At 47.0% G+C, this 13,552-nt stretch carries 11 protein-coding genes; 4 read left to right on the top strand and 7 right to left on the bottom strand.

The window, feature by feature from the left end; all coding sequences use genetic code 11:
• Positions 1 to 48: 48 nt before the first annotated feature.
• Entirely contained in the window at positions 49 to 1,422 is a 1,374-nt protein-coding gene (locus ACZ2XM_RS04315; RefSeq protein WP_490587452.1) for a Do family serine endopeptidase, read from the bottom strand.
• Between the two features lie 947 nt (positions 1,423 to 2,369).
• On the opposite strand from ACZ2XM_RS04315, the gene ACZ2XM_RS04310 reads away from it, so the two are divergent.
• On the top strand, positions 2,370 to 4,472 hold the full coding sequence (locus ACZ2XM_RS04310) for a cation:proton antiporter (RefSeq protein ID WP_490587153.1): 2,103 nt from the start codon (positions 2,370 to 2,372) through the stop codon (positions 4,470 to 4,472).
• Between the two features lie 121 nt (positions 4,473 to 4,593).
• Here the strand turns inward: ACZ2XM_RS04310 and tmk are convergent, their stop codons facing one another.
• Positions 4,594 to 5,265, bottom strand: a complete 672-nt coding sequence (gene tmk, locus ACZ2XM_RS04305; protein ID WP_490587152.1) for a dTMP kinase — start codon at positions 5,263 to 5,265, stop codon at positions 4,594 to 4,596.
• A 164-nt stretch (positions 5,266 to 5,429) separates the two neighbouring features.
• The gene (gene mltG / locus ACZ2XM_RS04300; protein ID WP_490587151.1) at positions 5,430 to 6,740 is read right to left on the bottom strand and encodes an endolytic transglycosylase MltG; all 1,311 of its coding nucleotides are present in this window, start codon (positions 6,738 to 6,740) and stop codon (positions 5,430 to 5,432) included.
• A gap of 169 nt (positions 6,741 to 6,909) precedes the next feature.
• On the opposite strand from mltG, the gene ACZ2XM_RS04295 reads away from it, so the two are divergent.
• Positions 6,910 to 7,674, top strand: a complete 765-nt coding sequence (locus tag ACZ2XM_RS04295) for a DpnI domain-containing protein (protein ID WP_490587150.1) — start codon at positions 6,910 to 6,912, stop codon at positions 7,672 to 7,674.
• Between the two features lie 39 nt (positions 7,675 to 7,713).
• Here ACZ2XM_RS04295 and ACZ2XM_RS04290 read toward each other — a convergent pair whose 3' ends face one another.
• The gene (locus tag ACZ2XM_RS04290; protein ID WP_490587149.1) at positions 7,714 to 8,208 is read right to left on the bottom strand and encodes a hypothetical protein; all 495 of its coding nucleotides are present in this window, start codon (positions 8,206 to 8,208) and stop codon (positions 7,714 to 7,716) included.
• Between the two features lie 103 nt (positions 8,209 to 8,311).
• On the opposite strand from ACZ2XM_RS04290, the gene ACZ2XM_RS04285 reads away from it, so the two are divergent.
• Positions 8,312 to 8,557 (top strand): DpnD/PcfM family protein, encoded by a 246-nt coding sequence (locus tag ACZ2XM_RS04285; RefSeq protein WP_490587451.1) that lies wholly within the window; start codon positions 8,312 to 8,314, stop codon positions 8,555 to 8,557.
• On the opposite strand, the gene ACZ2XM_RS04280 is transcribed toward ACZ2XM_RS04285, so the two are convergent.
• Positions 8,497 to 9,522 (bottom strand): aminotransferase class IV, encoded by a 1,026-nt coding sequence (locus tag ACZ2XM_RS04280; protein ID WP_490587148.1) that lies wholly within the window; start codon positions 9,520 to 9,522, stop codon positions 8,497 to 8,499. The genes ACZ2XM_RS04285 and ACZ2XM_RS04280 overlap by 61 nt on opposite strands.
• 46 nt (positions 9,523 to 9,568) lie before the next feature.
• Positions 9,569 to 10,297, bottom strand: a complete 729-nt coding sequence (locus tag ACZ2XM_RS04275; protein ID WP_490587147.1) for a hypothetical protein — start codon at positions 10,295 to 10,297, stop codon at positions 9,569 to 9,571.
• Positions 10,298 to 10,806: 509 nt separating this feature from the next.
• Here ACZ2XM_RS04275 and aroE point away from each other — a divergent pair.
• Positions 10,807 to 11,640, top strand: coding sequence for a shikimate dehydrogenase (gene aroE, locus ACZ2XM_RS04270; protein ID WP_490587146.1), 834 nt, complete (start codon positions 10,807 to 10,809; stop codon positions 11,638 to 11,640).
• Positions 11,641 to 11,683: 43 nt separating this feature from the next.
• Here aroE and ACZ2XM_RS04265 read toward each other — a convergent pair whose 3' ends face one another.
• On the bottom strand, positions 11,684 to 12,811 hold the full coding sequence (locus ACZ2XM_RS04265) for an FUSC family protein (protein WP_490587145.1): 1,128 nt from the start codon (positions 12,809 to 12,811) through the stop codon (positions 11,684 to 11,686).
• Positions 12,812 to 13,552 lie beyond the last annotated feature (741 nt).

The following is a 13,552-nucleotide window of genomic DNA, read 5'->3' as shown; positions in this document are numbered from 1 at the left end:
CCAAACTCACTTTGAGTTTTGGGTCTACACAGTGCTTTAATGAACGCTTTACTCAATTCTTAGGCCAATAATCGCTGGGATACCTTGGCGAATAATCTCTATAGTGACTACACCTTGCTTAGGTAAGGAGGACAGGGCGTCAGAAAAATCACTCACATTACCAATCGACTTCTGGTGTAGGTTGGTAATAGCATCTCCAGCTTGCAGCCCTGAACGAGCCGCTAGACCGGTCGGATCGACTGAGGTAATCAATACCCCAACTTTACCATCCTTAGCCAACTCTTTAAGCTCATCTGGGGTCAGATTGCGTAAGCGTAACCCCAAGCGGATTTCATTGTCTTGCTTATCGCGACCTTGCGCCTGTACATCCGTTGGAGCCACGGTCAATTTACCTGTAATCTCTAACGGCTTACCCGCCCTTTGCACCACCGCTGTAAAGCTATCGCCGGGCTTAGCGCGATTGATTAGGTTTAATAAATCGTCTGCCTGCTGAATAGTTTTGCCATTATATTGCAAAATGACATCGCCTTGTTTTAGACCCGCTTTTTGTGCAGGCGAGTCTGGGGTCACGCGGGTTAATAGTGCCCCTTGAGGTCGCGCCAATTGGTAAGCCTCAGCGAGATTACGGTCAATATCTTGTGGATAGATGCCCAAGTAGGCGCGAGTGACTTCCCCATTATTTTTCAGCTGCTCGTAGATATCCATCGCCGCATCGATAGGAATAGAGAACGACAAGCCCATATAGCCGCCGGTGCCACTAAAGATACGCGAGTTAATGCCTATCACTTCACCGCGCTGATTAAATAATGGCCCGCCTGAGTTGCCCGGATTTAAGGCCACATCGGTCTGGATAAAGGGCACGCTGGTCTCGCGAGAAAAGTTGCGTGATTTGGCACTGACGATACCCGCAGAGGCTGAGTAGTCAAACCCAAATGGAGACCCAATCGCTAACACCGGCTCGCCAACTTTCAACACATTAGAGTCACCAATGGGCAAGGCTGGGAAATTAGCACCCTTCACCTTTAACACCGCCACATCTGAGCGCTCATCACTACCAATGATTTCGGCATCGAGCTCTGTGCGATCATTCAAAGTCACGGTAACGTTATCCGCACCGGCCACCACATGATGGTTGGTCAGCATATAGCCGTCAGCCGTCACAAAAAAGGCTGTGCCATAAGCATGCTCTACGGCTGGGGCTGTCGACTGCTCGGGTAGGCGCAGGCGATCCCCAAAGAATTGGCGGAGCAGCTCTGCCGTTTGCGCTTTGGCCAGTTCCGCTTCGCTAACGGTTTTCGTGACGTTCACCCGGGCAACCCCAGGGGTCACTTGCTGTACCAATTCAGAGAAGTCAGCCGTCGTCACCGCTGCCTGGGCACTGGTCATAGCGGTAACGGGCAGCACCATGGCGGTACTGGTCATCGCCAGTAGCAGGCTGGTACGGAGTAACTGCTGGACACGTAGCTTAATAAAGCGCGGATGAACACTCATAACTTCCTCTTTAATATCGTTGGCGCAAATTAGAATTTAGTATGAATTATTGTAGATATCAGATTAGGTAAAGATTCAGGCGACTATAAAATTAGACGACGAATTCACCATGTTAACTTTAGGCTGTCTATATAGCTCTCATTATCGGCTTTAAACCAGCTCGGTAGTAGCCATAATGTTGTAAGGGTTATTTTTTATAATTCAACGCTTATAGCTTTATGATCTGACCCGATAGCTTTATTACCTAAGCCGCTATCTAGATTAAGCACTACGCTGCTGAGCTTGGCAGTCGCTTTAGCGCTTAATGAATCATGCTATGATTATGTGGCTTATGGTCTTAGTAAGCCTGCTGATGTCGTTAGTAACCCTGCTGATTAAGCAAGGCAACGGCTGCGATAGCTCACCTTAAATACCCGGTTGACGGCTATAACAGCGACCGTATGTAAGCGCTAGGGTCATTGTCCTAAACATCATAACAAACAATGTCATTATTAATTTATACTGTCCCTGTAATTTTAATTTAATTTTTTAATAAAAATCTCGATTGTAGGCTCTCTGCTACCGCTCATCGTCTAGTGATAGGCGGTCAGATTAAGGCTCTTATTGTTTGCTTTTTTCCGCTGCTATCCGCGCACCACTCCTTATCTTATGCCAGAGACAGTAGTTGCTTATCGCAATCTCTACTGCTCAGATATATAACGCTCTAAAGGACAGTAGAGCGCTAGGACTAACAGGGCGACGGTTGTCAGCGGATTTTTTGTTATAAGCGTTGGCAAGACTGTCCCTATACTTTATGCGCCCTTGGCTCTCATAGCAAGGCCGTCATATTCAGTCATCTTGCACAGCTGGCTACAATCGATTTATAAAAGGATCACTTTATGGATACCGCCCTATTATTGTCCGGCGTTGTAGCGCTGGGTATTGGAGCGCAGTGGTTGGCTTGGTATTTAAAGCAACCGTCCATTTTATTTTTATTGCTTATTGGCATTCTCATTGGCCCCGTCCTGCATTATTTTGATCCGGACTTGGTACTCGGTGAGTTGATGTTCCCGTTTATTTCCTTGGGCGTCGCCATTATTTTATTTGAAGGGTCTTTGACCCTAGAGTTCGATGAGATTAAGCAGCATGGTAAAGTCGTGCAAATGCTGGTCTCGCTCGGCGTGGTGATTACCATTGCCATTGTGGCCTTATCCACCTATCTCTTGTTTGATGTCGACCCCAAGATCGCCCTACTCTTTGGGGCGCTGGTCTGTGTGACGGGACCCACGGTCATTATTCCGCTACTGCGCAGTGTGCGGCCCAATAAAACCGTCTCCAACATCTTAAAATGGGAAGGCATTATCATCGACCCGATCGGTGCTATCGCCGTGGTCTTGGTCTACGAATATATCATTTCGGGCGGTGAGGCTAACAGTCTTCTACTCTTTGGTAAGATTGTCGTACTAGCGACAGCACTGGGTATGGCTGGGGCTTATGTCCTTGCGTTCTTAATGCGCCGTCACATGATTCCGGAGTTTCTGCGCAACGTCTTTACCCTAGCTTTTGTCCTGCTATTATTCTCCGTATCAAACCATCTGGAGCATGAGTCTGGACTGTTAACGGTGACGGTATTAGGCGTCGCTCTAGCCAACTGGCCAAAATTCCCCCGCGATCATATTCTAGAATTTAATGAGTCGTTGACCGTGCTATTGGTCTCCGTCCTGTTTATCGTCTTAGCCGCCCGCGTTGAGCTAGACAGTCTGGTCAGTGTCGGTTTTGCTGGTTTGGTCCTGCTCGCCATCGTCATGTTTATTGCGCGTCCGTTAGCGGTTTGGGCCTCCTCCATTGGCTCTGATTTAAAGACCAGTGAAAAGCTGATGATCAGTTGGATTGGCCCCCGTGGTATCGTGGCAGCGGCTATTTCCTCGCTGTTTGCTATCCGCTTACAAGAGTATGATATCCAAGGCGTAGAGCTGTTAGTCCCGCTGGTATTCATGGTGATTATCGGTACGGTAATGATTCAGGGCTTGGGTGCCAAAATGGTCGGTAATATCTTGGGTGTGCGTGAGCCCGAGACCAATGGCATCTTGGTGGTCGGCTCAAACCCCGTTGCGCTAATGGTTGCGACCTCATTAAAAGAGCAAGGATTTGACGTCATCGTGGCGCATAACAACTATACCAATATCGCTAAAGCCCGGATGAGCGGCCTGCGTACTTACTTTGGTAACCCAGTCTCGGATCATGCCGATCGCCATCTCGACCTGATTGGTATCGGCCATCTGTTTGCTATGAGTATGGACAAAGAATTGAATACTCTCTCTGAGATTCAATACCGCCACGAGTTTAGTGAGCAGAAGATCTATCGGTTAAAATTCAGCGATGAAAAGGTCAAAAGTGAGCGCCAAGATAAGACCTCAAACTTTCAGTCACAGTGGCTATTTGGCAAAGATGTCACTTACACTAAGCTGGCAAGTATGCTGTCGAAAAAGGCACGTATCAAAATTACCAACATCACTGACAGCTATACCTATGCGCAGTATAAAGCGGACAATAAGCAGTTTGTGCCGCTGTATACCCTTGATAAAGAAGGCAAGCTGCACGTTATCACCAATAAATTTGATAATGAGATTCCACGTGATCGTCGTCTAGTCGCATTGGTGGTGGATGATGAAGTACAACCTAAAGCTGTCGATGTGACCGCCAAGCAAGAACAAGCGCGGGCGCTAGCGGATGCTAATTTTGATAATACTTCAAAAGCACCCGAAAAGCGTAAGGACAAAGAGCTCCTCGCTGAGACTGCCACGACCGATGCCGCGATGGCTACGGCGAAAGCAGAAGCTAACGCAGAACTGGCCAATACAGACAAAGCCGTAGAGGCCAAGGTCAGTGAAAAAAGTATCGGTAATGGCAGTGGCAAAGCACCAAAGACTGCTGATGGCTCGCTAGACCCGCAGCGTCTGCCGGATACACAAGCGGATAAGGACAAAAAGGATAATGTCTAAGGGTCTTATTCTGTTTGTTTAGTAGGGCTCGACTTTATCTGAAATTGGCTTTAGCCATAAAAAAACGCCAGCGAGATGCTGGCATTTTTTATGCTTGAATTAAAAGGAGTGGTAGCTTTATTTAAACTGCTAATGCTTGCCAAATCCTAGCGCTAACCTCATCTTCACTACCGGTTGCATCAATGCGTACGATGCGCTCAGACGACTGGGCGGCCATATAAGCAAAGCCTTCGTGCACGCGGGTAAAGAACGCCATGGCCTCTTGTTCAAAGCGATCAGCAGCGCTGCGTTTGCCTGCCCGTGCCATCCCTTCCGCTACCGGTAAGTCTAACCAAAGCGTGCGCTCTGGTAAGCGCGGAATAAAGGCCTCGATTAGGCCCTGAATTTTTGCCAACACTGCCCTATCACCTTGCGCCCGGCCAAAGCCTTGGTAAGCGACTGTCGAGTCGATAAAGCGATCACAGATGACCCACTGCCCTGCCGCTAGTGCCGGTAAAATACGCTGATGCAGATGATCACAACGCGCCGCAAACATCAGCAGCAACTCAGTATCATCGTTGATATCGGTCGCAGGGTCCAACAGCAGTTGCCGTAACTGCTCCGCCAACTCGCTACCCCCTGGCTCACGCGTACGTAAATAGTCGATACCCGCTTGCTCTAATCTCGCGCACAGTTGCTCGATCGCCGTCGTCTTTCCGACCCCTTCCGTGCCTTCAAAGCTAATAAACCGCCCTTTCACCACTGGTGCAGTGGCTTCAGAGAGTACGTTAGACGGCGGTTGTGATTCTGGCATAGCAAATTCCATGGGCGAAAATTAAAAATAGTTGAGATAACTAATAACCAAGCTGACTTATGACGAAGACAGCTAACAACAAAGACAGCGAATATCGAAACCAAGAAGCCGCTTAGATCAATAAAAAACAAGTTACACAATAGCTTTTATAAAGAAGTACGTGCTTAATTGGCCTCAGCAGCCCGCTTTTCCCTTCTAACTTTTAAGTACTCTTGCACCGCACGATTATGCTCAGCCAAACTGTTGGTAAATTTATGGCCACCATTACCTGTTGCGACGAAATATAACGCTTCGCTATCGGCAGGATGCAACGTGGCTTCAATAGACGCGGCTGAAGGCAATGCAATCGGAGTCGGTGGTAAGCCATCGATTTGATAGGTATTATAAGCCGTCTTTTCATTGATATCGCTGCGACGGATATTACCTTCATAACGGCTGCCCATACCATAAATAATGGTCGGGTCGGTCTGTAAGCGCATGCTTTTATTCAAGCGATTGGCGAATACGGCGGCTACTAACGGACGCTCTTCTGCGACGCTAGTTTCTTTTTCAATAATAGAGGCCATCACTAGCGCTTCATACGGCGTTTTATAAGGCACACCAGAGTCACGACTCGCCCAAGCTTTATCTAAAGCTTCTTGCTGACGCTTATAAAGGTCGAGCAAAATCTGCTTATCGCTAGTGCCTTCGCCAAAATAATAGGTATCGGGTGCAAACCACCCTTCTAAATTTTGCGTAACGATAGGGTCGCCACTAGTCTGCACCGATTGCGGCAACACTTCCGTTAAACCCAGCCCTGCAATAATGGCCGCGTTATCCACATCGCCCATATCGGTCTTCACTTTATCCAAGACTTCTAGCTTGATACCTGGAGTATTTTGTAGGGTCTGATAGAGGTCTGCTGCGCGTTTGCCTTCGATGATCTGCACTTTGACCATCGCGACTTTCGCACCCTGCTGCAGGATATCTAAGGTTTCCGTAATCGTAGGATTAGCAGGCAGTTGATACGTACCCGCATGCAATGAAGTCAATGATTGTGACTTGATATAAGCCTTGGCAATACTGGCAGAAAATAGCGGAATCTCTTTTTGCCACTGCGGCAGCAACCCGTAATAAGTCTCGCCCTGCTCAATAGTGACCATCTTCTGCGGCTGATCCAACCGACCAAATAAGGTCTGATACACCATAGCGAGTAAGAAGGCAGCGATTAAGGCCAATACCAACAATATCTGATAACCGCGCATCATAAAAAACGACGGTGAATCCTTTTCAATCTTCTGCTGCTTTTGCGCCCGGCTGCTTTCGCTAATCAAGGAAATATCCGTCGCCCGCTTTATCTCTGGCGTTGGTCTGCCGGGCTCCATATCCGCCTGAGGTTGGCGTGGCGTATCCGGCTGGGTACCCGCAGCGTCAACAGTAGTATCTGGCTGGTCACCGGGCAGTGAAGAAGGCTTATTCGAGTTGGGATCAGTCATGGCGGCTCACGGGGCAAAAGTTTGCTAGAATCTAGCATTGAATCATTTGATTTTCAATCAAATTAGGTTGGGTGGCTAGGTTTAGTATACCGTATGGTTTACCGCTTATCCTGAACCTGCTACCTAGCTCCAATTCTACCACGAACCCCTATTTAAAGATGATCACTTAATGGATTTAGCTTTTAATCGTGCGCTTGCGGCAAACTATACCTCGCCCAGTCAAATCATACGGGTATTGAGCGAAGACTGGGTATCACGCCAAGGGTACTGTCCCAGTTGCGGTGAGGCGCCATTACAAGCGTTTGCGAATAATAAGCCGGTAGCTGATTTCTATTGTGAGGGCTGCGCTGAACAATACGAATTAAAAAGTAAAAAGGCACAATTAAGCCAAATTATTAACGACGGTGCTTATGCCACCATGTTGGCTCGTATTAATAGTGAAGATAATCCAAACTTCTTCTTTTTGACCTATTCAAAAGACTTATTAGTGAATAATTTTCTGATTATTCCCAAGCATTTTTTTACCGCAGATATTATTGTGAAGCGGCCGCCACTCGCTCCTACGGCTAGGCGCGCAGGTTGGGTGGGCTGTAATATTGATTTACGGCAAGTACCTGAGAGCGGCAAAGTATTTTTAGTGAGGCAGCAGCAAGTATTGGCGCCCGAGCAAGTTAAACAGCAGTTTGCACAGACAGCTTTTTTACGAGAGCAGAATTTACAAGCACGCGGCTGGACGTTAGACGTGATGAAGTGTGTGGACCAATTGGCAAATCGCTTTTCATTATCCGAGGTCTACAGCTTTAGTGACTTATTGCAAATGAAACATCCTGACAATAATAATATTCAGGCTAAAATTCGCCAGCAATTACAAATATTACGGGATAGAGGCTTTATTGAATTTTTAGCTCGAGGACAGTATCGGAAAATTAATTAAACAATGCTCGAAAATATTTATCTTGAACCTTACCTGACCTCACACCCTTGTGACTGTCAGTTTCCATAACCAGATATTATTAATATTAACCACTTCAAGGTCTGTTATTTTTAATAATATCCTAGCTTGCGAGAATTCAAGGGTATTAGCTGAACGCCAACCAATAGCCTCTATTATCTGCAGTAAATCATTCTGCGTCATTTTCGATGGTGACAATAATTCTGCTTCGAAATAAAGCCGTCCATCTATAGCTATCCAAGGCTCTTGTACCCATAAAAAATCAGACACTGCGCCAAATGGACAAGTAAACTCTGAATAGTTTTCAGTGGGATTACCTTCGGAATCTACTTCTTCCCACCAGTGCTTAATTGTAGAGTCACAAGGAACTGCAATGTCATTACCGCTAAAGTCTTTACCATCATAACGGACAATATGATTGGGTAATGCATCAATTTTTTTATACAACTTTGACAGTCGATTTGTTACTAATAAATGAGCTACTTTACTCTCACATTCTATGGGATTTATCCGCATGTGCACGCTGCTTGTATTGTGATAATCGAGTCACTTATCTTTGATCGATTTCTGCACCCTTACAAGCAGACATAACAAAAAGCGATCACTTCCGTTTGTAGAAATGGTCACAATGGATAAAACAGGGTTATTAAAAGGGATTGTTATGGGGAACGTTAGAGAATACAGCGTAGAAATTATTGAGACCTTAAGTAGGACGGTCCGTATCAAAGCTGAAGATGAACTAGGTGCCCTAACTAAGGCAAAGCATTTATATGCTAATGAAGCAATCGTACTAAATAGCCAAGACTACGTAATAACCGAATTTAAACTCGCCGAATCGATGGGCAATAAGCCCAGCTGCATTTGAGCATCTAACGCTAATTGCGCGACCGGCATAACCCCTCGCACCGCATTGCAGAAGAACATCTGGGTGATATGCGGTAGGTCTTTATCGGTGAGATAACGCTCAATGACCGGTTTTTTATAACTAGCAAAGCCCTCGATGATAACGCTGCGCATCACCCCTTTTACCCCAGAGCGTGTGAGTGGTGGCGTATACCAATGGCCTTTGTGCTCATGTTGGCTGTCTTTTAATCGATAAAACACATTGCTCATCGTGCCTTCGACCCAATCACCGCCCATATCTTTGACTAGCCCTTCTACAGGCGGATTTATGAGTGCAGCGGATTTTGCACGCTGCAGTTCGGCACTGGCGAGCACGCTATCGAGTCGATTTAAGGTTTTTAATCCTGCCAAGGTAGGCGGCAAGCAAGCAATTTGCGCCTCTAGACACACGGCTTTGATAGGCTCATGCAGCGTGACTTCTGTACCATCCGGTAAGGTTAGCGTTTTAGATTGAGCAGTCAGGGTAGCGGAAGACGTCGGAACGGCTTGTAGCCAGTAGTCACACGCTTGGCCCGCTTCTGAATCAGCAAAGCCATAACCACGCATACTCTGAGTCGTGCGCGTAATCACTAATTTAAGGATACCGTCTTTAAGAGCTTGAGCTTGTTGCAGTAGTTGTGACGCCAATTGAGAGATAGTCTGAGTATCGATAGCGAACGATAAGGCCTCCGCATGGTTCAAAATACGCGTGAGATGCTGCGCCTGCCAGCAAATATTGCCTTGGGCGACGCGCATAGTGGTGAAAAAACCATCACCGTAAGCAAACCCGCGATTAGACAGAGGCAACGCCGCAGCCGTGATAGCTAAAAACTCGGCCTGCTCGCTAGATTGATTCAGCTGATACCACTGGCTTGGTAATGGTGCTTTATCAGCTATAGCAGTATTATTAGGACTAGACGGGGCACGCTGAACCAACGGCTTACTCATATAAATACCTTTACTCTATTGGTCAGCGACTCAGCCTTAATTTACCTTAGGCTTTAGGCTTTGCTAAAACCAACATACAGCTATAAAACTCACATTTAGCAATTTCAACTTTCTGCTCACCCACGACTTTATTCTTAACGATTTGACCGCCAAGCATATCCGCAACGAGCTTACCGCCTTCATCGCCCATCAGCTGGCGAGACAGTTTATAGACTTTCTTGGCATGAGCGACGCTGGTGTCTTTTTCCGCATCGGTATCCGTCGGATTGGCGTAATACCAGCCTAGCTCCAGATACTTTTGCGAGTCGATAACATCTAGATAGGCGGCATCATCCGCCATAAAGCGAAATTTAGTCGCAGGGTTGCTGGCGTAGTCCAAGCTATTTTGATCGGTAGAGACAATTTTGCCAAAGGTAGCTTGGATTTTATCCAGCTCATCGATAGCGATAGGTTTGACCTGTTTAGCGCCCCAAGCGGCGACGTTATAGCGTACCGGCGTGCCTGCTGATCCCGCGCTTTCTCCTTGTACCGCTTGCTGTGGTTTAGATATGGCTGCGCCCACAGTCTCGCCTTTTTCGGTTTCAGGTTGCGTAAGGGCGGCATCAATCACCGGCTCTTGCTCGCTTTTATTACAGCCGGTCAACGCCAAACTGCCCAGCATCAAGCCTGCAGCGAATACCGCTGCTAAACGATGAGGTCTGGCCGGCACGGTAGCAGCTTCAGTAGAACTAATAGCTACAGAATTTGCGGCGCTGTCGTTAGTGTTACTATACATAACGGTCCTTAAAATAGGCCGATTTGACGGGCCTAATACTGATTAGAACGGGCAGTCGCTGATATAAGTGACTGCGAATAAGGCGCTATTGAATACATAGCTCTGTTAATAAAGGCCTTTATAATAAAGACCATTAGCATTATCGTTAGTTATACTGCGGTTATAAGGGTGGGACGTCACCTAGACAAGCTCTGGCGGGCAACGTCTAATTTTTTAGCTTTACTAGTGAGACTGCTTAAATAGTAAACCGTAAGGGCGCGCAATCTGCACGCTAAGCGTCTGATATAAAACTAACTATATTTGCTATGATAAACCGCTAAAACTAGCTACAGTGTACCCAACTGATTGAGCATTGACTACCCTTAAGATTGCCATTAGGCAACGCGGTTTGACGAATTTTGTTACGGCAACTTCGCATCGTCACCTACTAGGAATAGCTCAGCTATTTCACGAGGTATATGACATCTGTCAATGCCCGTCAACTCCTTCACCAATACGGATAAGCTCTCGTGACTCAACATTTTATTGTCATCGGCAACCCAATCGCCCACAGTAAGTCTCCTGGTATTCATCAAGCGTTTGCAGACGAAGTTGGGCTTGATATTCGCTATGAGCGGCAATATTGTCCGGACGATAGCACCAGCTTTACTGCGGTAGTGGCAGCATTCTTTAATGGCGGCGGTATCGGTGCCAATGTGACGGTACCTTTTAAGCAATATGCCTATGAATTGTGCCGTGATCAAGGCGGCCTATCCGCTCATGCGGCGGTAGCGGGGGCGGTCAATACGCTGCTGCTCAAAGACGGCAAGCTTTACGGTGACAACACGGATGGTCAAGGCCTCGTCAATCATTTACAGCAATTAGGTTGGCCGTTATCCAGCGCTAAGGTGGCTATTATTGGCGCCGGTGGGGCAGCGCGCGGCACTTTATTGCCTTTATTAGAAGCGGGTGTGACCGCTATTACGCTGGCCAATCGCACCCTCAGCAAAGCCGATGACTTAGTGCAGTCGCTACGGGCAGCTCACCCTCTCATCGCAGCGGCCTCGCTCAGTACCACGACTGTCCAAGAGTTAGACGGTGACTTTGACCTAATTATTAATGCGACCTCTATCGGATTATCCGGCGATACCCTGCCACTCGCACCAACGCTGCGCTGTCGGTACGCCTACGATATGATGTATGGCCGCGAGTTACCCTTCTTACAGCATTTTGCCGCGTTAGGAGCGACGACTTCGGCAGGCTATGGCATGTTGATTGGGCAGGCCGCTTTGAGCTTTGCCCAATGGACCGGACAGACGATTGACGTGCCCACAGTGATGCCAAAATTAACCGCTATGGCTTAGCCCATTTATAAAGAAGTCTAAGTATTCGAACTCAGCAGCCCACTTAATTGACTTTAGCAGCCGTAGCGGCCACCGCACGCTTAACCAGTTTAGAATGCATAAACACACCACCCAGTAGGGCAATAAAGCAGCCTAAAGCCGTGTCTAATAAACGCGCTTCCATCAGAGCTTGGGCGGCCACACTGCCCTGCCCTGCTAACCCAGGCGCATGACCGCCACCAAACTCAGCAATGAAAATGGTCAGTGGGGTGATAATCATAACGGCCAACCCATAATGCCGGGTAATCATCGTCTCAATCCAAATTATCATCAAAAAGATAGTCACTGCCACGCCGATGGGCGGTAGCGCTATGGACAGCAGCCCCCACGCGACAAATATGCCTGCCAGCGTGCCTAGTAAACGGTGTAATTGCTTAATCCACATAGTGCGTAAATGCATGCCCTGCATCACAATAAAGCAGCTCATCGGTACCCAATACGGATGCGATAAGTCCAACCATAACGCTACGGCTAGCGCCAACACTACAAAGCCGGTGACAATGAGACTCTCCGGTATTAACGCGGGGTCTCGCGCTGTTTTATTCGCGGCACTATTATTACCGATGCTTGATGCCGTAGTCGTCGTTGCCTTAGCTTGCGGCAGTAGCTTGAGCAACAGGACGTTATAAGCCAATGCCAATAGCCAAGCAAATATACTGCCTGTAGCTACCACAGCAACTTTAGCGGGAATTTGTGCTAAAGGTATAGGCATAAATAGCGCTATGGCACCGGCCATCACTATAAATAAACCTGCGGGTGGTGGTAAGCGCCAGTAACGCCCCGCCATGACTAGACTGAAGGTAATCAGCGCAAACATAGGCAGACGCAGGCTGGGTATATTCTGCGCCAATAACCCTAAACCAAAGCTGCTGCTCATCGCCAAGGCACAATACAATAAAGTCCGTTGCCGCTGCCACAGACTACCGACTGTAGGTAGATTTAGGATGACCATCGCCCCTAAGGACGACTGGATACCCATGGCCAATGCCCCCGTTAACGCCCCTATCAATACAGGGAGACTAATAGTCAACGCGGCCAATAACGGCAAATGCCAAGGGCGGTTACTCGCTTTCACGGTTAATAAATGGGCTAGTTCATCATCGATGAGTTGTTTGATGGGAGGCTGGGACATAAGGCAACTTTTTTGAATAAGGTTTAGAGCAGGTAGCAAGCAGGGTTTAAAGCAGATAATAAACAGGGCCGAAAGAAGACATAATAGACACGCATAATAGCTAAGCTATAGGCGCTAAAGCCTATAGAGTATCGTATGACTAAAGAGGCTAATTAGGCGATAACGGTGGTCGTTATAATGTTTTATTATTGTATAACACTTAATAGGTTTTAGGCGTTGTCCTACGAAAAATCCTAGCGGCTAACAGCTATTTATCGATAGAAGACAAGTTATTACGACGGATATAGCTGCAGTGACAGTAATTGCTTTAACTTTGTTTGATAACTATGCTAAGTTAGCAGTTACTGCTTATTCATCACTATCGAAAGACTAGCACAATGGCTATAAATGCTATCAGTAACTGCGACTTTATTATAATAAATAGTTATGTTTCATTTGTTCACCAATGAATTATAGTTATTAATAATAGGTTTCTCCCTGAATTCCCTTTATACTCATTACATCATTCGATTCTGACGACTGCCGGTGATAATCGGTACAAGTGTTCCTGTTAAGTCGTTCATCATATTGATAAATAAGCTAGTGAAGAGGTGGTCATTTCACCTATCAGGTGTTTGCATCACTGCAAGCCATTGGCAGATAGGCAGCAAGCAGGACTTAGATGGCCTGACTTATATGAGTTCATCTCAACATTATTATTCCTGTCAGTGCATCCCACTGCGCAAGCTTACTCTATAAGCC

Source organism: Psychrobacter sp. CoH-33_TS_01, assembly GCF_058189395.1.
The sequence above is the reverse complement of the archived record's forward strand: the minus strand, read 5'-3'. Positions and strand labels throughout refer to the sequence as shown.

Coding starts and splice junctions, on each gene's coding strand:
- mltG (WP_490587151.1), bottom strand. CDS start 6,740: ATGACTGATCCCAACTCGAATAAGCCTTCTTCACTGCCCGGTGACCAG.
- ACZ2XM_RS04290 (WP_490587149.1), bottom strand. CDS start 8,208: ATGCGGATAAATCCCATAGAATGTGAGAGTAAAGTAGCTCATTTATTA.
- ACZ2XM_RS04310 (WP_490587153.1), top strand. CDS start 2,370: ATGGATACCGCCCTATTATTGTCCGGCGTTGTAGCGCTGGGTATTGGA.
- ACZ2XM_RS04280 (WP_490587148.1), bottom strand. CDS start 9,522: ATGAGTAAGCCGTTGGTTCAGCGTGCCCCGTCTAGTCCTAATAATACT.
- ACZ2XM_RS04275 (WP_490587147.1), bottom strand. CDS start 10,297: ATGTATAGTAACACTAACGACAGCGCCGCAAATTCTGTAGCTATTAGT.
- tmk (WP_490587152.1), bottom strand. CDS start 5,265: ATGCCAGAATCACAACCGCCGTCTAACGTACTCTCTGAAGCCACTGCA.
- ACZ2XM_RS04295 (WP_490587150.1), top strand. CDS start 6,910: ATGGATTTAGCTTTTAATCGTGCGCTTGCGGCAAACTATACCTCGCCC.
- ACZ2XM_RS04265 (WP_490587145.1), bottom strand. CDS start 12,811: ATGTCCCAGCCTCCCATCAAACAACTCATCGATGATGAACTAGCCCAT.
- ACZ2XM_RS04315 (WP_490587452.1), bottom strand. CDS start 1,422: ATGACCAGTACCGCCATGGTGCTGCCCGTTACCGCTATGACCAGTGCC.
- ACZ2XM_RS04285 (WP_490587451.1), top strand. CDS start 8,312: ATGGTCACAATGGATAAAACAGGGTTATTAAAAGGGATTGTTATGGGG.